Raw genomic sequence first — 17,940 nt, forward strand, 5'->3', positions numbered from 1 at the left:
GTGCAGGCTTTAGTGCGTGGGATTGTCCTGCTGTTGCGCGCTGCGTTGGGGCTGTGTGCTCTGTCGCTGGTGCTTGCCGCCCTGTATGTCAGCCTTGGCCGCGAAGTGGTGCCGCTGGCTGCGGAATACCGTTTGGAGGCCGAAGACAAAGCCCGCGCAGCGCTGGCCATGCCCGTGCAAATCGGCGCGCTGGAAGGCCGTTGGCAGGGCTTCTCGCCGGTTCTGACCGCCCACGATGTGGTGATTGGCGAGGGCTCTGGCGCTTTGCAGCTGGATCAAGTCCGCGTGGTGCCCGATGTACTCGCCAGCCTGCTGGCGCGTCAGGTACGGATTGCCCGGCTTGAGCTGGATGGTATGCAGCTGGTGGTGGCGCAGAGCGAAGGTGGGGAGTGGTCGCTCAAGGGCTTACCGACGCGTAGCCCAGCTGCACCAGTGGACCTGGCGCAGCTGCTGGCGCAGTCGCAGGCGGTCAAGCGTCTGTCATTGCTTAACAGCCAGGTGATCGTACAAGCCTTTGGCCTGCCCGTACGCACCCTGACCTACGTTAACCTCACGTTGCGAAATGGCAGCGCGCGCCAGCGTCTGGACGGTCGCCTGCTGCTGCCCGATGGTCAGCCGCTTGCCCTGCAATTACGTACGCGGATCAGCGCCAAGCGCTGGCAAGACGCTGAAGCCGAGCTGTACCTGAGCTTGCCGCAGAGTGACTGGGCAGCCTGGGTGCCGCCGAGCCTGCTGGCGCAGTGGCGGCTTGAGCAGTTGCAACTGGGTGGTGAGGTTTGGCTGAGCTGGGCCAAGGGCAGCGTGCAGCGGGCCGTCAGCCGTTTGCATGTGCCGCAGCTCAAGGCCGGTTATGCCGCCCGCGAGTCGGTGGCGCTGAATAATCTGGCGCTGAATGCCTATTTCACCCGCACTGACATAGGGTTCACCTTACTGCTGGATGACCTGGCCTTCAGCAGTGATGACAAGCGCTGGGGTGAAGTGCGCCTGGCGCTGACCCAGCAGGCGGAGAGCGCAGAGGTTGAGGAGCAGTGGCTGCTGAGTGCCGACCGACTCGACCTAGCACCGCTGCACCCGTTGGTGGCAGGGCTGGCGCCATTGCCGGACAAAGGCCTGGCGCTGCTGGAACAGCTCAAACCGCACGGTGCGCTGCGCAATATTCAGCTCGACTATCGGCCGCAGCTGGAAGACAGCAAGCGCTTACAGTTCTCGGCCAACTTGGAGCATGTTGGCTTTGCCGCGTACCTCGGCTCGCCGGCGGCGGAAAATGTCAGCGGCAGCATCCATGGTGATTTAGGCCAGGGTGAACTGCGCCTCGACAGTGAAAATTTCTCCCTGCACCTCGATACCCTGTTCCCAACGCCCTGGCAGTACAAAACGGCCAATGCCCTGCTGACCTGGCAGATTGATGAGCAGGCCTTCACCCTGCGCAGCCCTTACCTGCAGGTGGTGGGAGATGAAGGTCCGGTGGCTGGCGATTTTCTCATCCGCTTGCGCTTCGATCCGGCTGAAGAGGACTACATGGACCTGCGCGTCGGCCTGCGTAACGGCGATGCAGGGTTTACCGAGAAATACCTGCCGAGCCGCTCACCTGGTTTTAGCCATGAACTGGATGCCTGGCTGAAAAGTGCCATCCGTGGCGGCGCGGTCGATGAGGGTTACTTCCAGTACCAAGGCTCGCTGAACAAGGGCGCCGTTAGCGCCGCGCGTAGCATCAGCTTGTTCTTTGCCGTGCGTGATGCCGAGCTGGCCTTTCAGCCAGGCTGGCCTGCACTGCGCGAGGCGCGCGGAACGGTGTCGATTGAACGCAGCGGTGTGCGGGTGGCGCTTGCCGAAGGCCGTCTGCTCGACAGTCGGGTGCGTAATGCCGAGGCATTGATCGCCACTGCTTTGCCCGGTCAGCCGTCGCACTTGCTGCTAACCAGCGAGTTGACCAGCTCGGTCGGTGATGCCCTGCACATCCTCCAGCAAACGCCGATTGGCACCGCGGAAACCTTTGCCGGGTGGAGTGGTGAGGGCACGCTGAGCGGCAAACTCAAGCTCGACCTGCCGCTGCGCAAGGGCCTGCCTCCGGACGTGGTGGTGGATTTTGCGACTGACCACGCGCAGCTCAGCCTGCCGAGACCACCGCTGCAATTGAGCCAGTTGCAGGGGGCCTTTCGCTACAACACCGCCAGTGGCCTTAGTGCTGCGGATATTCGTGCGCAGGTGTTAGGCCATGCTGTGCGCGCCAAAGCGTTTGCCGAAGGCACGCGCGGCAAAGCCCGTAGCCGCATCGAGGCCAACGGGCAGATCGCCGTTGATCAATTAAGCGCCTGGTTGGGCGTGACGCAACCGCTGCCTGTTAGCGGCAACCTGCCGTATCGCCTCAACCTCACCCTGGACGGCGCGGACAGTCAGTTGCGGGTAAGTTCCAGCCTCAAAGGCGCGACGCTGGCGCTGCCGGCGCCGTTCGGCAAAGCGGCCGCTGAGGCGCGCGCAACGCAGTTACGCATAAGCCTGGGCGGTCGCGAGCAGCGTTACTGGTTGGATTACGCTGAGCTGCTGAGCCTGTCTTTTGCCGCTACTCCCGGTCAGTTCAACCAGGGCCGTGGCGAGGTGCGTTTGGCTGACGGCCCTGCGCGCTTGCCCACCAGCCAGGGCTTGCGAGTGCGTGGGCGTGTGGTGGAGCTGGACTGGGCGGCTTGGCAGCAGGTATTGCAGCCCTATGCCAGCGTGCCCATCGGTGATGCCCAGCGGCTGTTCAAGGATGCGCAGCTGCGCATTGGTCGCTTTAGCGGTTTCGGCGTCAACTTGGAGGCGCTGGAAGTGGCGGTTAAGCGTGATGCTGCCGCCTGGGCCGTTAGCCTCGACAGCCCGCAGTTGAAAGGCCAGGTAGGGTTACCGGATGCTGCCGGCATGCCGATTGTGTTGGCGTTCGATTACCTGCGTTTTCCTGCCGCAGCACTCAAGGTGGAGGGCGCTCCTGTGGTCGAGACGCCGGATCCGCTGGCGGCGGTTGATCCCGCCAGCTTTCCGGCGCTGGACGTGCGTATCGCCGACGTTTTCCAAGGCATTGAGCCCTTGGGCAGTTGGTCGTTGAAGGCGCGCCCGGTAAGCGGCGGCGTCGCGTTCACTGAACTGGATCTCAACCTCAAAGGGCTCAAGGTCGCTGGGCGGGCCAGTTGGCTGCAGACTGCCAGCGGTGTGCGCACCACCTATAACGGCCGTCTAAGTGGTGCGGACCTGGCCGATGTGCTGATCGCCTGGAGCTTTGCGCCCACGGCCAGTAGCCGTGATTTTCATCTGGATGTTGAGGGCGACTGGCCCGGCTCGCCCGCCTGGTTCAGCTTGAAACGCCTCAGTGGCACGCTGGACGCCTCGCTGCGCAAAGGCCAGTTCTCCGAAGTCGAAGGGCCTGCATCAGCATTGCGGGTGTTTGGTTTGCTGAACTTCAACTCGATTGGCCGGCGCTTGCGGTTGGATTTCTCTGACCTGCTCGGTAAAGGTCTGAGCTATGACCGGGTCAAGGGTGTGCTGCAGGCTAACAATGGTGTGTTTGTTACCCGTGAGCCGATCACCTTGGAAGGCCCGTCAAGCAACCTCGAGCTGGACGGCACGCTGGATATGGCCAATGACCGCATCGATGCCAAGTTGTTGGTGACCCTGCCGGTGACCAACAACCTGCCTTTGGCCGCATTAATAGTTGGTGCGCCGGCCATCGGTGGCGCGTTGTTTATTGCCGACAAGCTGCTGGGCAATAGCGTCGCGCGGTTTGCCAGTGTGCAATATGACGTTAAAGGCTCTTGGCAGAACCCGGATATCAGCTTTGATAAGCCCTTCGAAAAGCCCCAATAACCCCCTGTGGCTCACATGCAGCCGTGCAGTCGACCGGCATGGCTTGTAAGCTGATGCCTGATGTTGGCATTGAGATAAAACAGTCATGACCCTCGCAGTGATTCAAATGGTCAGCCAGGCCGATGTCCTGGCTAATCTGGCTCAGGCTCGGCAGTTGCTTGAGCAGGCGGCCGCACAGGGCGCTCGCTTGGCGGTGCTGCCGGAAAACTTTGCCGCGATGGGCCGGCAAGATCTGGCTGTATTGGGTCGCGCTGAGGCCCTAGGCGAAGGGCCAGTGCTGCCTTGGCTGCGCCAGACTGCACGTGATCTGGGTTTATGGATCGTCGCCGGCACCTTGCCCTTGCCGCCCGATGGCCAGCCTGAAGCCAAGGCTCATGCCTGCTCCCTGCTGATCGACGACAGCGGTCAGCGTGTGGCGCGTTATGACAAGCTGCACCTGTTTGACGTGGATGTCAGCGACAGCCACGGCCGCTACCGTGAGTCGGATGATTACGCCTTTGGCGCCCAGGTGGTGGTGGCCGACACCCCCTTCGGCCGCCTGGGGCTGACGGTGTGTTATGACCTGCGTTTCCCCGAACTGTATAGCGCGCTGCGCGCAGCCGGTGCGGAGTTGATCAGCGCACCCGCCGCGTTCACCGCGGTGACCGGGGCGGCGCATTGGCAGGTGTTGACCCGTGCGCGGGCCATCGAAACCCAATGCTATGTGCTGGCGGCCGGGCAGGGCGGAATCCATCCGGGAGGACGCGAAACCTTTGGCCATTCGGCGATTATCGACCCGTGGGGGTTGGTTCTTGGCGAACTGCCGCACGGTCCGGGTGTGCTGCTGGCTGCGCGTAATGCGGTTGAGCAGGCGGCGATTCGTCAGCGCATGCCGGTGGCGCGGCATAAACGATTTTTTGCAGCGGCCGAACCGCGGCTGCCAGGTTTGGAGTAGCTATGAACAATATGTTGGTGTCCGTCAGTGAGCATTTGTTGGGGCCAGGCGGTTTAACCCTGGAGCATCTGCCGGGCGTGTTGGCGGATTTGGCCGGGCCGGGAATTGATGCGGCGGATCTGTATTTTCAGAGCCAGGTTTCGGAAACCTGGGCGCTGGAGGATGGCATCGTCAAGGAAGGCAGTTTCAACCTTGACCAGGGTGTTGGCGTACGCGCGCAGTCCGGTGAGAAAACCGGCTTTGCCTACAGCAACGCGATCACCGCTGATGCGCTGAGCCAGGCGGCCCGCGCGGCGCGCTCAATCGCCCGTGCCGGGCAGAATGGCCGGGTGCAGGCGTTCAGTAGCCCGCTGGTCAAGCCGTTGTATGCCCAAGACAACCCGCTGGATGTGCTGGGGCGCGCGGAAAAGGTCGAGCTGCTCAAGCGTATCGACGTCGCCACCCGCGCCCTTGACCCACGCATCAAGCAGGTTTCCGTCAGCCTGGCCGGGGTTTGGGACCGCATTCTGGTGGCGGCCAATGATGGCAGCCTGGGCGCGGATATCCGGCCGCTGGTGCGCTTCAATGTCAGCGTCATCGTCGAGCAGAATGGTCGCCGCGAGCGCGGCGGTCACGGCGGTGGTGGACGCACCGATTACCGCTATTTCCTTGAACAAACCAGCAACAACGAAGAGCGCGCCATGGGTTATGCCCGTGAAGCACTGCGCCAGGCGTTGGTCAACCTTGAGGCCATTCCGGCACCGGCAGGCAGTATGCCGGTGGTGATGGGCGCAGGTTGGTCCGGTGTGCTGCTGCATGAGGCCGTTGGCCATGGTCTGGAAGGCGACTTCAACCGTAAGGGCAGTTCAGCCTACAGCGGGAAAATAGGTGAAAAAGTAGCCTCTAGCCTCTGCACCATCGTCGATGACGGCACTCTGTTTGAACGTCGCGGCTCGCTGAGCATGGACGACGAAGGTACGCCGACCCAGTGCACCACGCTGATCGAGAATGGCGTGCTCAAGGGCTACATGCAGGACAAGCTCAATGCCCGCCTGATGGGCGTGGCCTGCACCGGTAACGGGCGTCGCGAGTCCTACGCGCACCTGCCGATGCCACGCATGACCAACACCTACATGTTGGCTGGCGAGAGCGACCCCGAAGAAATCATTCGTTCAGTGAAGAAGGGCATCTACTGCGCCAACCTCGGCGGCGGCCAGGTGGATATCACCAGCGGCAAGTTCGTCTTCTCCACCAGCGAGGCCTACCTGATCGAGGACGGCAAGATCACCGCTCCGGTCAAAGGCGCCACCCTGATCGGCAACGGCCCGGAAGCCATGAGCAAGGTGTCGATGGTCGGTAACGATCTAGAGCTGGACAGCGGCGTGGGCACTTGCGGCAAGGATGGGCAATCGGTGCCCGTGGGAGTGGGCCAGCCGACGCTGAAGATTGATGCCATTACGGTGGGCGGGACGGGCGCCTGACGGCTATTAAACGGTCACCTGATGGGGTGGCCAAAGGCCTAACCCATCAGGTGCGAGAGGCCTAGCGCAAGCCGCGCTGGGTCTCATCCAGGTCACGGATGTATTTGAAGATTTTGCGTGACGCGGCAGGCGCTTTGTTCTGCGCCAGTTCATGCTGGCCCTGACGGATCAGCTGGCGCAGGTGTTGGCGGTCGGCGTCGGGGTATTCGACGACAAAGGCTTCCAGGGTTTCGTCGGTGCCATTGAGCAAGCGGTCGCGCCAGCGCTCCAGGTTATGAAAGCGTTCGTTGTACTGACGCGTAGAGGCATCCAGTTGGTCGAGCAGGTTCAGGATGGATTCAATGTCCTGATCGCGCATCAGCCGCCCGATAAACTGCACGTGGCGTTTTTTTGCGGCATTGGCCGTGTGCTTGGGTGCTTCAGCAAGCGCGCGGCGCAGCTCGTCAGTCAGCGGTAGCTTGTTCAGCAGGTCGAGTTTTAGGGTGGTCAGGCGTTGCCCCAGATCTTGTAGCGCATGAAACTCACGCTTGATCTGGGTTTTGCTCTTCTCGCCGGAGAAGTCGTCAAGGTATTCAGACATGGTGGCGGTCCAGTGGAAAACGCCGACATGATAGCAGCAAGTTTCCAGCTGTAAGCGTCTGGCCTATGTAGCCGCGTTTGCCGCTTATCGTTCAGGAGTTCTTATGAGTGCAGTAGACATCGTCGGCCCGCAGGCTGTGCCGCAATTACAGGCGCAGGTGGAGCAGATTATTGCCGAGGCCAGAAAGCAGGGCGCCAGTGCGTGCGAGGTGGCCGTTTCGGTGGAGCAAGGTTTATCCACCACGGTGCGTCAGGGTGAGGTGGAAACGGTCGAGTTCAACCGCGACCAGGGGTTTGGCATCACCCTGTACGTGGGGCAGCGCAAAGGTTCTGCCAGCACCTCCGCCAGCGGTGAGGCGGCGATTCGTGAAACGGTGGCAGCGGCCCTGGCAATCGCCAAGCATGCCTCTGAAGATGAGTGCGCCGGCCTGGCCGATGCTGCGCTGATGGCTCGCGAGCTGCCGGCGTTGGATTTGTACCATGCGTGGTCAATCACGCCCGAGCAGGCCATCGAGCAGGCCTTGAGCTGCGAAGCGGCAGCTTTTGCGGCGGACCAGCGGATCAAGAATGCCGACGGCACCACGCTGAACACTCACCAGGGTTGCCGGGTTTACGGTAATAGCCACGGCTTTGTCAGCGGCTATGCCAGCACACGGCACAGCCTGAGTTGCGTGATGATCGCCGAGCAGGGCGGGCAGATGCAGCGTGACTACTGGTATGACGTCAATCGTCAGGGTGAGCTGCTGGCCGATGCCGGCAGCATTGGTCGCCGCGCCGCTGAGCGTGCAGTCAGCCGTTTGGGCGCGCGCCCGGTACCGACCTGTGAAGTGCCGGTGCTGTTTGCTGCCGAGCTGGCGGGAGGGCTGTTTGGTAGCTTTCTGGCGGCCATTTCCGGTGGCAACCTGTACCGTAAATCGTCGTTTCTTGAAGGCACGCTGGGGCAGCAGTTGTTCCCTGAGTGGTTGAAAATTGATGAGCGCCCACACATCCCGCGCGCACTGGGCAGCGCCGCCTTTGATGGTGACGGTTTGGCGACCTATGCCAAATCCTTCGTTGAACGCGGCGAGCTGCTGTCCTACGTGCTCGGCACTTATTCCGGGCGCAAGCTGGGCATGCCCAGCACGGCCAACTCAGGTGGCGTGCATAACCTATTCGTCAGCCACGGCGATGAAGACCAGAAGGCGCTGCTCAAGCGGATGGGGCGTGGTTTGTTGGTCACTGAGCTAATGGGCCAGGGCTTGAATATGGTCACCGGCGACTATTCACGTGGCGCGGGCGGTTACTGGGTGGAGAACGGCGAGATCCAATTTCCGGTGCAGGAAGTCACCATCGCCGGCAACCTGCGTGACATGTTCAAGCAAATAGTCGCGGTCGGTAATGATCTGGAACTGCGCAGTAACATTCGTACCGGTTCCGTGCTGATTGAGCGGATGACGGTGGCGGGTAGCTGACAGTAGCGGCCTGAAAAAAAAGGGGCGATGCACTCACGTGCATGGCCCCTTTTTTATCTAGGCAGGTTACTCGCCTTCGTCGAAGAAGTTGTCGATCAACTCGCGTAACGCCTGCAGCGCTTCGACATCCTGCTCGCCTTCAGTCTGCACATGAACGGCTGTGCCTTTGCCTGCGGCTAGCATCATCACGGCCATGATGCTTTTACCGTCGACCAGGCTGTCAGCACTGCGGCCGATTTTGACCTGACAAGGAAAGCGCCCAGCGACGCCAACAAACTTGGCTGCCGCACGGGCATGCAGGCCAAGCTTGTTGATAATGGTAATTTCGCTGGCGGGCATCGCGGGTAATTCCTTAGCTGAGGTCGCGGTGGCGGATCTGGACGTTTTTCAGGATGGGCTTGAGGGTATCGCCAAGCCGCGTTGCCAGATACACCGAGCGGTGGTGTCCACCGGTACAGCCTACGGCCACTGTGACATAGGCGCGGTTGCTGGCAGCAAAGCGCGGTAGCCACTTGGTCAGGTAGGCGAGGATGTCCTGATACATCTCTTCAACATCAGCCTGGGCCGAAAGATAGTCGATTACCGGTTGGTCGAGGCCGGAGAAGTCGCGTAAGTCCGGTTTCCAGTAAGGGTTGGGCAGGCAGCGCACATCAAATACCAGATCAGCATCCACCGGCATGCCGCGTTTGAAGCCAAAGGACTCAACCAGAAACGCGGTGCCCGGCTCGGGTTGGTTCAGCAGGCGTAGCTTGAGGCTGTCACGCAGCTGATACAAATTGAGGTGAGTGGTGTCGATCTTCATGTCAGCCAGGTCGATGATGGGCCCTAGCAGCAGGCTTTCATCGGCAATAGCTTCTTCTAGCGAGCGACTCTCATTAGTCAGTGGATGGCGCCGGCGGGTCTCCGAGAAACGCTTGAGCAGGGTTTCTTCGTCGGCATCCAGGTAAACCACATCGCACTTGATATGCCGTGCACGCACCTCTTCCAACAACGCCGGGAAACGTTCGAGATGGCTGGGCAGGTTGCGCGCGTCAATCGAAACGGCCACCTGCGGATGCAGCAACTCGGTATGCACTAGCGCGCGCTCTGCCAGTTCAGGCAGTAAGCCGGCCGGGAGGTTGTCGATGCAGTAGAAACCGTTGTCCTCGAGCACATCGAGCGCCGTGCTCTTCCCGGAACCGGAGCGACCGCTGACGATGATCAGGCGCATGTTTAGGCTCTATTGAGTTGGCTTTGAGTGTCGACTACCACCTGATACAGGGCTTCACTGCTTTCGGCTTGGCGCAGACTGGCGCGCACATCGCTGCGATCGAGCATGCTGGCGATCTGCCGGAGCAGTTCCAGGTGCGCATCGGTGGCGGCTTCAGGTACTAGCAGAACAAACAACAGGTCAACGGGGGCGCCGTCGATGGCGTCAAAATCTACGGCGGCGTCCAGGCGCAACAACGCGCTGATGGGAGCCGTACAACCCGGCAGGCGGCAGTGGGGAATGGCAATGCCATTACCAAAGCCGGTCGAGCCGAGTTTTTCGCGGGCAATTAGGCTTTCGAAAATGTCCTGGCCATCCAGGTCGGGCAGTTCGCGCGCCACCAAGTTAGCTATCTGTTCAAGGACACGTTTTTTACTGCCGCCCGGCACGTTCACTAAGGAACGGCCGGGGGTCAGGATAGTTTCAAGTCGGATCATAGGAGATAGGCGACGTCAGCGGGCCATAGCACCCTGTTGACGGTCGAGCTGTTTTTCCTTGTGTTTGATGAGTTGTCGATCGAGCTTGTCGGTCAGTAAATCGATGGCGGCGTACATGTCGTCATGCTCGGCATTGGCGACAACTTCACCGCCTGCAATATGCAGGGTGGCTTCGATTTTCTGCTTGAGTTTCTCGACCTCCATAATGACTTGCACATTGGTGATCTTGTCGAAGTGGCGCTCCAATCGGCCGAGTTTTTCGCCGATGTAGTCGCGTAGGGCGTCGGTCACATCCAGCTGGTGTCCACTGATGTTGACTTGCATACCGCTTTCTCCTTGTTGCCGTGTGTAAGAGGCAGGCGAGAGGCCTGCCGCCGGAACACTGTGGCGTGGAAGGGTCTGACAGATAGGGCCTGGCACGAACGCTGGTTGCTGAGTAGCAGTATGTCTACTTTGCGAAAAAACGTGCCTGGCGTGTTATCTGTCCTGCGAGTTGCCTTCCTTTTCGTACCGCCTTATATCAATCGTTTGCGCTCACTGGAGGGCGCTATTCCGAGGGACTCACGGTACTTTGCGACCGTACGGCGAGCCACTTGAATGCCTTGTGCTTCCAGTAGACCAGCGATCTTGCTGTCACTCAACGGCTTTTTCGCATTTTCCGCGGCGACCAGTTTTTTGATGATGGCGCGGATCGCCGTGGACGAGCATTCGCCACCCTCGGCGGTGCTAACGTGGCTGGAGAAGAAATATTTCAGCTCGTAAATGCCACGTGGGGTGTGCATGAATTTCTGTGTGGTGACCCGCGAAATCGTTGACTCGTGCATGCCTACGGCTTCGGCGATATCGTGCAGAACTAGAGGCTTCATCGCCTCGTCGCCGTAATCGAGAAAGCCGCGCTGGTGCTCGACGATCTGCGTGGCAACCTTCATCAGGGTTTCGTTGCGGCTTTGCAGGCTCTTAATAAACCAGCGCGCTTCCTGCAGTTGGTTGCGCATAAAGGTGTTGTCCGCGCTTGAGTCAGCGCGCTTCACAAACCCTGCGTACTGCGCGTTGACCCGCAGGCGCGGCATGGATTCCTGATTGAGCTCCACCAGCCAGCGCTCGTTGTGCTTGCGCACAATCACATCGGGCACCACGTACTCCGGCTCACCGGACTCGATCTGCGAGCCAGGGCGCGGGTTGAGGCTTTGGATTAAATCAATAACCTGACGCAGCTCGTCTTCCTTGAGCTTCATGCGGCGCATCAGCTGGCCGTAATCGCGGCTGCCGAGTAGGTCGAGGTAATCGCTGGCCAAGCGTTGAGCTTCACTCAGCCACGGAGTGCTTGCCGGTAGCTGACTCAGTTGCAGAAGCAGGCACTCGCCCAGGTTGCGTGCAGCGATGCCGGTCGGCTCGAACTGCTGGATGCGGTGCAGCACGGCTTCGACTTCGTCGAGCTCGATGTCCAATTCCGGATCGAAGGCCTCGACCACTTCCTCCAGGGTTTCTTCTAAGTAGCCCTGCTCGTTGATACAGTCGATCAGGGTGACGCCGATCAGGCGATCCTTATCCGACATCGGCGCCAGGTTGAGTTGCCAAAGTAAATGGCTTTGCAGGCTCTCACCGCTGGAGGTGCGGGTGGTGAAGTCCCACTCATCGTCATCACTGGCGCTGCTCGGCAGGCTGCTGGCGCTGGTCTGGTAGATGTCTTCCCAGGCGGTGTCGACCGGCAGTTCGTTGGGAATGCGCTCACCCCAATCACCTTCTTCCAGGTTGTCCACGGTTTGCGTGGCTTCCTGATAGTTGGTTTCCTGATAGGGCGCTTCGGGCTGTTCGCTCGGGCTGGCGCTTTCTGCGCCATCGGCCATGGGGTCCGAATTGTCGAAATCATCGCCGTCTTCCTGGCGTTCGAGCATCGGGTTGGACTCCAAGGCCTCCTGGATCTCTTGTTGCAGATCGAGGGTGGAGAGTTGGAGTAGGCGGATGGCCTGTTGCAGCTGCGGTGTCATCGTCAGCTGCTGGCCCATTCTCAGGACTAGCGATGGTTTCATTGCAGGCCTTATTTACTGGCGTCTATGCGCAATCCACTACAGGGCGTTTTAAAAATCGCCACTTGGAAGCAAATAATATGCCTAAGTTTAGGGGCTTTGCCTAGCAGGTCGTTGAAAACTACCTGTGTTAACGATCCAGCGTTAAAAGCAGGCGTTGGATGCGCATGTACAGCGCGTGTGCTCGGCTTTTGACCCGCCACTTCACCCGGCAGGCCAGTGCGCGGGTGTTAAATCGTTTCGCCTGTTCTGCTTACGCTCTAAAGCGCCTGCTGGCGGCTTAGAGCGGCGGTGGTTACAGCCGGAATTCATGCCCCAGATACACTTCTTTGACGGTTTGGTTGGCCAGGATAGTTTCGGCATCACCTTCGGCGATCAGTTGGCCATCGCTAACGATGTAGGCGGTTTCGCAGATATCTAAGGTCTCGCGCACGTTATGATCGGTGATCAATACACCGATGCCCTTGGCTTTGAGGTGGTGGATGATCTGTTTGATGTCGCCCACGGAAATCGGGTCAACACCGGCGAACGGCTCGTCGAGCAGGATGAACTTGGGGTTGGTTGCCAGGGCGCGGGCAATCTCCACGCGGCGGCGTTCACCACCGGACAGGCTCATGCCGAGGTTGTCGCGGATATGGCTGATATGGAATTCCTGCAGCAGCCCCTCAAGCTCCTTGCGCCGTGCAGCGCCGTCGAGGTCTTTGCGGGTTTCCAGGATGGCCATGATGTTGTCGGCCACGCTGAGCTTGCGGAAAATTGAGGCTTCCTGCGGCAGGTAGCCAATTCCGGCGCGCGCGCGGCCATGCATGGGCTGATGGCTGACGTCGAGATCATCGATCATCACGCGGCCCTGATCGGCCTGTACCAGGCCGACGATCATGTAGAAGCAGGTGGTCTTGCCGGCCCCGTTAGGGCCAAGCAGGCCGACAATCTGCCCGCTGTCGATACTCAGGCTGACGTCGCGCACAACCTGGCGGCCTTTATAGCTCTTTGCCAGGTGTTGGGCTTTCAATGTGGCCATTATTACTGCGCCTGCTGGTCGGCTGGTTTGTTCTTCGGCTGGATCACCATGTCGATGCGCGGACGTGGCGCGGTGACGTTGGTGCCTGTGGCACGGCCGGCGTTGACGATTTGGCGCTGGGTGTCGTAGACGATTTTTTCGCCTTCGAAGGTGTTGCCTTCCTGAATCACCTTGGCCTGATCGATCAGTACCACGCGCTCGTTGGCCATAAAGTACTGGATGGTCAGGCCGTAGGCCTTGACGATCTGCTTGTCGGCTGACGGCAGTTGCTCGTAGTAGGCCGGCTTGCCGACGGAGGTAAATACCTCGACATCGCCTTGGGCATTCTGGGTGATGGTCACGGTGTCGCCAGTGACCTTCATGGTGCCCTGGGTGATGACGACATCACCGCGATAAACGGCCACGCCTTGTTTGTCATCCAGTTCCGCGCTGTCAGCCTGGATACGGATCGGCTGTTCACGGTCGGATGGCAGGGCCCAAGCGCTAACACTTCCGAGTGCGGCGCTGAGGCTGAGTAGTAGGGGGAGGGTGTTAACGAGCCTCATGCTGACCTCTTACGTTGGACAGCAGGAGCATCCTGCCGTCATTCATGTACGCTTTCATTCCTTGTGCCGTGGTCACCCCATTGGCCGCGTCGATTCTAACGGCTTGCTGGGTCTGCGCATATTCCTTCTCGGGGAATACGGTCAGGCGGCTGGTGGTGAGGATGGTCGGGCGGCCTTTGGCGTCGGTACGTTCAACCCGCACCTTGTCGATCAGCTCGACCTCAACGCCGCCGGGCGACACTTCACCGCGCTCACTACGGATTTTCCAGGGCAGCTCGGTGCCGCGGAACAGGTTCATATTCGGGCCGGTCATCAGGGTGATGTCACTGGCTTTGACGTGCTCGACCTTATCGGCCGTTAGCTCGTATTGCAGCGTGCCGTCGGCTTGGTATTGCACGGTGTAGGTGTTTGTGGCGTAAAAGTCGATGGCGTTATCAGTCCCAGCGGTGCGGGATTGCTCGTTAAAGCCATCTGGGCTGAGGTTCCAGTAGCCGAGCGCCGCCACCAGCAGGGCGACAACGGCGAACAGAACAATATTGAATAACTTGCGGGGCATGGTTGGCCTATAGGTAAGCGGCTTGAGCGGCTTCAAGGGTGCCTTGGGCGTGCATGATCAGTTCACAGAACTCACGTGCGGCGCCTTCGCCACCGCGAGCACGGGTAATCCCGTGGGCGTGTTGGCGGACAAAGCCGTCGGCGCTGGCGACTGCCATACCTAGGCCTACGCGGCGGATCACTGGCAGGTCGGGCAGGTCGTCACCGAGGTATGCGACCTGTGCATAGTCTAGGCCCAGTTCGCCGAGCAGTTCGTCAAGCACGACCAGCTTGTCTTCGCGGCCCTGATACAGGTGTTGAATCCCCAGGTTCTGCGCACGGCGCTCGACCACCGGGGTTTTGCGGCCGCTGATAATGGCGGTGCTTACCCCAGAGTTGATCAGCATTTTGATGCCGTGGCCGTCGAGGGTGTTGAAGGTCTTGAATTCGCTGCCGTCGATCAGAAAGTACAGCTTGCCGTCAGTGAGCACGCCGTCGACGTCGAAAATGGCCAATTTGATGGCCTTGGCGCGTTGCAGCAGGTCGGGGTTGATCGTGTCAGTGCTCATTACATCACTCCAGCGCGCAGCAAGTCGTGCATGTTCAGTGCGCCAATTGGCTGATGGTTGTCATCGATTACCACCAGCGAGCTGATCTTGTGGTCTTCCATGATTTTCAAAGCCTCTGCCGCGAGCATTTCCGCGCGAGCGGTCTTGCCATGGGCGGTCATTACGTCATCGATAATGGTCTGGCGTACGTCGATGTTGCGGTCCAGGGTGCGGCGCAAATCGCCGTCGGTGAAGATCCCGGCCAGGCGGCCGTCGTCCTCGGTCACCACGGTCATGCCCAGGCCTTTCTGGGTCATCTCCAGTAGCGCGTCGCGTAGCGAGGTGCCGCGCTTGACGCGTGGCAGGCTGTCGCCGGCGTGCATGACGTTTTCCACCTTGAGCAGCAGGCGTCGGCCCAATGCGCCGCCCGGGTGGGAGAAAGCGAAGTCTTCGGCGGTAAAGCCGCGGGCTTCCAGCAGGGCAATGGCCAGGGCGTCACCCAGTACCAGCGATACGGTGGTGGAAGAAGTCGGGGCCAGGTTCAGCGGGCAGGCTTCCTGGGATACGCGGGCATCCAGGTTGACTTCGGCGGCCTTGGCCAGCGGGGATTCCGGGTTGCCGGTCATGCTGATCAGGCGGATGCCGAGGCGCTTGATCAGTGGCAGCAGGGTCACGATTTCTGCGGTGGAACCCGAGTTGGACAGGGCTAGCACTACGTCATCGCGGGTGATCATCCCCATATCGCCGTGGCTCGCCTCGGCTGGATGCACGAAGAACGCCGTGGTGCCAGTGCTGGCCAGGGTGGCGGCAATCTTGTTGCCGACGTGGCCGGATTTGCCCATGCCCACCACGACCACGCGACCTTTGCTGGCGAGAATCAGCCCGCAGGCTCTGACGAAATCACCGTTGATGCGCGCCAGTAGATCCTGAATAGCGTCGAGCTCCAAACGGATGGTGCGCTGCGCTGATTGGATCAGATCGGTTGATTGGCTCATGGCTTCTCTGCGGCGTACGGACTAAAAGCGGCTGATTATAGCGGTAAAGGTGCGCCTGCCCAGTCTTTCCCGTCGCGAGTTAGCCCCTGCCGCTGTGCGCAGCTTATGTTCGGCAACACGTTCAGTCTTGGGTGAGGTAAGGCGCGGTGGTATAGTTCGCGGCCATTTTCGGTACGTTCGACGACCCGTAGTGCCCTTTGTTCGGGGCGATACGTCAGTCAGGCAAGCGTTTAGCAAGGAGTCCAGATGAGCGCCGAGAGCCCGTATGCAGTCGAGCTGAAAAACGTCAGCTTTAAACGCGGCGAGCGGGATATTTTCAAGAACATTGATCTCCATATTCCGCGTGGAAAGGTCACCGGCATCATGGGGCCTTCAGGCTGCGGAAAAACCACGCTGTTGCGCCTGATTGCCGCTGAGCTGAAGCCGAGCCAGGGCGAGGTGTGGGTCAATGATGTGAATTTGCCGAGCCTGTCGCGCAGTGAATTGTTCGATATGCGCAAGCAGATGGGCGTGCTGTTCCAGAGTGGCGCCTTGTTTACCGACCTGGATGTGTTCGAGAACGTCGCCTTTCCGCTGCGGGTGCACACCCAGCTGCCAGAAGAGATGATTCGCGACATCGTCCTGATGAAGTTGCAAGCGGTAGGCCTGCGCGGCGCTGTGGACTTGATGCCGGATGAGCTGTCGGGTGGCATGAAACGCCGTGTGGCACTGGCGCGAGCGATTGCTCTGGACCCGCAAATCTTGATGTATGACGAGCCTTTTGTCGGCCAGGACCCCATTGCTATGGGCGTTTTGGTGCGCTTGATTCGTCTGCTCAGTGATGCGCTGGGGATCACCAGTATTGTGGTTTCCCATGATTTGGCGGAAACCGCGAGCATTGCCGATTACATCTACATCGTCGGCGATACCCAGGTCTTAGGGCAGGGCACGCCGGCCGAGTTGATGGCGTCGGAGGACCCGCGCGTACGTCAATTTATGCAAGGCATCCCCGACGGGCCAGTGCCGTTTCACTTTCCTGCGGCTAATTACCGCGACGACTTGCTGGGAGGGCGCTGATGCGCAAGACATCTGTGCTCGAGCGGGTGCGGTTATTCGGGCGTGCCGGTATTGATGTAGTGGCCACGCTGGGGCGTTCTGGTGTGTTTTTGCTGCGCGCGCTGTTTGGCCGTAGCACGACCGGGAACGGCTTTCAGTTGTTGGTTAAGCAGCTGTATTCAGTTGGGGTCATGTCCCTGGCCATCATTGTGGTGTCCGGCATTTTTATCGGCATGGTGCTGTCGCTGCAGGGCTTTAGCATCTTGGCCCAATACGGCTCGGAGCAGGCCGTGGGGCAGATGGTCGCGCTGACTTTGCTGCGTGAGCTGGGTCCGGTCGTAACCGCCTTGTTGTTTGCTGGGCGCGCCGGGTCGGCGTTAACCGCAGAGATCGGCAATATGAAATCCACCGAGCAGCTGTCGAGCTTGGCGATGATTGGCGTCGACCCACTCAAATATATTGTTGCGCCGCGGTTGTGGGCTGGTTTTATCTCAATGCCGTTGCTGGCGATGATCTTCAGCGTGGTTGGTATATGGGGCGGTGCGATGGTCGCCGTCGACTGGCTGGGGGTTTATGAGGGGTCGTTCTGGGCCAATATGCAAAGCAGCGTTTCGTTTCGCGACGATGTGCTCAATGGCGTGATCAAGAGCGTGGTCTTTGCATTTGTCGTGACCTGGATTGCTGTGTTTCAAGGCTATGACTGTGAACCGACGTCGGAAGGGATTAGTCGTGCCACCACAAAAACCGTGGTGTACGCCTCGCTCGCCGTATTGGGGCTGGACTTTATTCTGACCGCTTTGATGTTTGGAGATTTCTGATGCAGAACCGCACGCTGGAAATTGGTGTCGGCTTGTTTTTGTTGGCTGGGTTGTTGGCTTTGCTGCTTTTGGCTTTGCGCGTCAGCGGTCTGACGGTGGGCAGTAGCGACAACACCTATAAGGTGTATGCGCACTTTGAAAATATCGCCGGGTTGACGGTCAGGTCGAAAGTGACCATGGCTGGCGTGACCATTGGCAAGGTTACGGCCATCGATCTGGACCGCAACAGTTACATGGGGCGCGTGACCATGGTTGTCGATGATGCCGTAGACAACCTGCCGGCAGACTCCACGGCCTCGATCCTGACGGCGGGCCTGCTGGGCGAGAAATACATTGGGATTAGCGTGGGTGGCGAAGAAGAAGTGCTGAGCGATGGCAGCACTATTCAGGACACGCAGTCGTCATTGGTGCTGGAAGACCTGATTGGCAAGTTCCTGCTCAATTCGGTCAATAAAGACCAGGCAAACTAATAG

General features: G+C 59.9%; 18 protein-coding genes. 7 read left to right on the forward strand and 11 right to left on the reverse strand.

Features of this window, described 5'->3' with window-relative positions; translation table 11 throughout:
- From AC0J6G_RS01025 to tldD, 3 genes are all read left to right on the forward strand, one after another.
- Positions 1-3,834 (forward strand): YhdP family protein, encoded by a 3,834-nt coding sequence (locus tag AC0J6G_RS01025; protein WP_475250561.1) that lies wholly within the window; start codon positions 1-3, stop codon positions 3,832-3,834.
- An 85-nt stretch (positions 3,835-3,919) separates the two neighbouring features.
- Positions 3,920-4,768 (forward strand): carbon-nitrogen hydrolase family protein, encoded by an 849-nt coding sequence (locus AC0J6G_RS01030; protein ID WP_475250562.1) that lies wholly within the window; start codon positions 3,920-3,922, stop codon positions 4,766-4,768.
- A gap of 2 nt (positions 4,769-4,770) precedes the next feature.
- Positions 4,771-6,228 (forward strand): metalloprotease TldD, encoded by a 1,458-nt coding sequence (gene tldD, locus AC0J6G_RS01035; RefSeq protein ID WP_475250563.1) that lies wholly within the window; start codon positions 4,771-4,773, stop codon positions 6,226-6,228.
- Between the two features lie 61 nt (positions 6,229-6,289).
- Here the strand turns inward: tldD and yjgA are convergent, their stop codons facing one another.
- Entirely contained in the window at positions 6,290-6,808 is a 519-nt protein-coding gene (gene yjgA / locus AC0J6G_RS01040) for a ribosome biogenesis factor YjgA (RefSeq protein ID WP_475250564.1), read from the reverse strand.
- Positions 6,809-6,911: 103 nt separating this feature from the next.
- On the opposite strand from yjgA, the gene pmbA reads away from it, so the two are divergent.
- Positions 6,912-8,258, forward strand: coding sequence for a metalloprotease PmbA (gene pmbA, locus AC0J6G_RS01045; protein ID WP_475250565.1), 1,347 nt, complete (start codon positions 6,912-6,914; stop codon positions 8,256-8,258).
- Positions 8,259-8,324: 66 nt separating this feature from the next.
- Here the strand turns inward: pmbA and AC0J6G_RS01050 are convergent, their stop codons facing one another.
- The 10 genes from AC0J6G_RS01050 to AC0J6G_RS01095 form a co-directional block, all read right to left on the reverse strand.
- Positions 8,325-8,597 carry an HPr family phosphocarrier protein gene (locus AC0J6G_RS01050; RefSeq protein ID WP_475250566.1) on the reverse strand — a complete coding sequence of 91 codons (273 nt, stop codon included), beginning with the start codon at positions 8,595-8,597 and terminating at the stop codon, positions 8,325-8,327.
- A gap of 13 nt (positions 8,598-8,610) precedes the next feature.
- Positions 8,611-9,468, reverse strand: a complete 858-nt coding sequence (rapZ, locus tag AC0J6G_RS01055; protein WP_475250567.1) for an RNase adapter RapZ — start codon at positions 9,466-9,468, stop codon at positions 8,611-8,613.
- A gap of 2 nt (positions 9,469-9,470) precedes the next feature.
- Positions 9,471-9,944 (reverse strand): PTS IIA-like nitrogen regulatory protein PtsN, encoded by a 474-nt coding sequence (gene ptsN / locus AC0J6G_RS01060; RefSeq protein WP_475250568.1) that lies wholly within the window; start codon positions 9,942-9,944, stop codon positions 9,471-9,473.
- Between the two features lie 15 nt (positions 9,945-9,959).
- Positions 9,960-10,268, reverse strand: coding sequence for a ribosome hibernation-promoting factor, HPF/YfiA family (gene hpf / locus AC0J6G_RS01065; RefSeq protein WP_274086383.1), 309 nt, complete (start codon positions 10,266-10,268; stop codon positions 9,960-9,962).
- A 191-nt stretch (positions 10,269-10,459) separates the two neighbouring features.
- Entirely contained in the window at positions 10,460-11,974 is a 1,515-nt protein-coding gene (locus tag AC0J6G_RS01070) for an RNA polymerase factor sigma-54 (RefSeq protein ID WP_475250569.1), read from the reverse strand.
- 292 nt (positions 11,975-12,266) lie between these two features.
- The gene (gene lptB, locus AC0J6G_RS01075) at positions 12,267-12,992 is read right to left on the reverse strand and encodes an LPS export ABC transporter ATP-binding protein (protein ID WP_136665423.1); all 726 of its coding nucleotides are present in this window, start codon (positions 12,990-12,992) and stop codon (positions 12,267-12,269) included.
- 2 nt (positions 12,993-12,994) lie between these two features.
- On the reverse strand, positions 12,995-13,537 hold the full coding sequence (gene lptA, locus AC0J6G_RS01080) for a lipopolysaccharide transport periplasmic protein LptA (protein WP_090255504.1): 543 nt from the start codon (positions 13,535-13,537) through the stop codon (positions 12,995-12,997).
- The gene (gene lptC / locus AC0J6G_RS01085; RefSeq protein WP_475250570.1) at positions 13,524-14,093 is read right to left on the reverse strand and encodes an LPS export ABC transporter periplasmic protein LptC; all 570 of its coding nucleotides are present in this window, start codon (positions 14,091-14,093) and stop codon (positions 13,524-13,526) included. Before lptC ends, lptA begins: the two co-directional genes overlap by 14 nt.
- A 7-nt stretch (positions 14,094-14,100) precedes the next feature.
- The gene (locus tag AC0J6G_RS01090; RefSeq protein ID WP_475250571.1) at positions 14,101-14,640 is read right to left on the reverse strand and encodes a KdsC family phosphatase; all 540 of its coding nucleotides are present in this window, start codon (positions 14,638-14,640) and stop codon (positions 14,101-14,103) included.
- Positions 14,640-15,614 carry a KpsF/GutQ family sugar-phosphate isomerase gene (locus AC0J6G_RS01095; RefSeq protein WP_475250572.1) on the reverse strand — a complete coding sequence of 325 codons (975 nt, stop codon included), beginning with the start codon at positions 15,612-15,614 and terminating at the stop codon, positions 14,640-14,642. The genes AC0J6G_RS01090 and AC0J6G_RS01095 overlap by 1 nt, the downstream gene beginning before the upstream one ends.
- Positions 15,615-15,860: 246 nt before the next feature.
- On the opposite strand from AC0J6G_RS01095, the gene AC0J6G_RS01100 reads away from it, so the two are divergent.
- Genes AC0J6G_RS01100 through mlaD form a run of 3 tightly spaced genes read left to right on the forward strand, consistent with a single transcriptional unit; the run spans position 15,861 to position 17,937 of the window.
- Positions 15,861-16,670 carry an ATP-binding cassette domain-containing protein gene (locus tag AC0J6G_RS01100; protein WP_475250573.1) on the forward strand — a complete coding sequence of 270 codons (810 nt, stop codon included), beginning with the start codon at positions 15,861-15,863 and terminating at the stop codon, positions 16,668-16,670.
- Positions 16,670-17,467, forward strand: coding sequence for a lipid asymmetry maintenance ABC transporter permease subunit MlaE (mlaE, locus tag AC0J6G_RS01105; protein ID WP_475250574.1), 798 nt, complete (start codon positions 16,670-16,672; stop codon positions 17,465-17,467). Before AC0J6G_RS01100 ends, mlaE begins: the two co-directional genes overlap by 1 nt.
- Positions 17,467-17,937, forward strand: a complete 471-nt coding sequence (gene mlaD / locus AC0J6G_RS01110; RefSeq protein WP_475250575.1) for an outer membrane lipid asymmetry maintenance protein MlaD — start codon at positions 17,467-17,469, stop codon at positions 17,935-17,937. The genes mlaE and mlaD overlap by 1 nt, the downstream gene beginning before the upstream one ends.
- The last annotated feature ends 3 nt before the right edge of the window (positions 17,938-17,940 follow it).

The organism is Pseudomonas sp. TS_SC_3, from assembly GCF_056156225.1.

Excerpts from the sequence above, each read along its gene's own strand:
- AC0J6G_RS01030 (WP_475250562.1), top strand. The coding sequence starts at position 3,920 with ATGACCCTCGCAGTGATTCAAATGGTCAGCCAGGCCGATGTCCTGGCT.
- tldD (WP_475250563.1), top strand. The coding sequence starts at position 4,771 with ATGAACAATATGTTGGTGTCCGTCAGTGAGCATTTGTTGGGGCCAGGC.
- yjgA (WP_475250564.1), bottom strand. The coding sequence starts at position 6,808 with ATGTCTGAATACCTTGACGACTTCTCCGGCGAGAAGAGCAAAACCCAG.
- pmbA (WP_475250565.1), top strand. The coding sequence starts at position 6,912 with ATGAGTGCAGTAGACATCGTCGGCCCGCAGGCTGTGCCGCAATTACAG.
- AC0J6G_RS01050 (WP_475250566.1), bottom strand. The coding sequence starts at position 8,597 with ATGCCCGCCAGCGAAATTACCATTATCAACAAGCTTGGCCTGCATGCC.
- rapZ (WP_475250567.1), bottom strand. The coding sequence starts at position 9,468 with ATGCGCCTGATCATCGTCAGCGGTCGCTCCGGTTCCGGGAAGAGCACG.
- ptsN (WP_475250568.1), bottom strand. The coding sequence starts at position 9,944 with ATGATCCGACTTGAAACTATCCTGACCCCCGGCCGTTCCTTAGTGAAC.
- hpf (WP_274086383.1), bottom strand. The coding sequence starts at position 10,268 with ATGCAAGTCAACATCAGTGGACACCAGCTGGATGTGACCGACGCCCTA.
- AC0J6G_RS01070 (WP_475250569.1), bottom strand. The coding sequence starts at position 11,974 with ATGAAACCATCGCTAGTCCTGAGAATGGGCCAGCAGCTGACGATGACA.
- lptB (WP_136665423.1), bottom strand. The coding sequence starts at position 12,992 with ATGGCCACATTGAAAGCCCAACACCTGGCAAAGAGCTATAAAGGCCGC.
- lptA (WP_090255504.1), bottom strand. The coding sequence starts at position 13,537 with ATGAGGCTCGTTAACACCCTCCCCCTACTACTCAGCCTCAGCGCCGCA.
- lptC (WP_475250570.1), bottom strand. The coding sequence starts at position 14,093 with ATGCCCCGCAAGTTATTCAATATTGTTCTGTTCGCCGTTGTCGCCCTG.
- AC0J6G_RS01090 (WP_475250571.1), bottom strand. The coding sequence starts at position 14,640 with ATGAGCACTGACACGATCAACCCCGACCTGCTGCAACGCGCCAAGGCC.
- AC0J6G_RS01095 (WP_475250572.1), bottom strand. The coding sequence starts at position 15,614 with ATGAGCCAATCAACCGATCTGATCCAATCAGCGCAGCGCACCATCCGT.
- AC0J6G_RS01100 (WP_475250573.1), top strand. The coding sequence starts at position 15,861 with ATGAGCGCCGAGAGCCCGTATGCAGTCGAGCTGAAAAACGTCAGCTTT.
- mlaE (WP_475250574.1), top strand. The coding sequence starts at position 16,670 with ATGCGCAAGACATCTGTGCTCGAGCGGGTGCGGTTATTCGGGCGTGCC.
- mlaD (WP_475250575.1), top strand. The coding sequence starts at position 17,467 with ATGCAGAACCGCACGCTGGAAATTGGTGTCGGCTTGTTTTTGTTGGCT.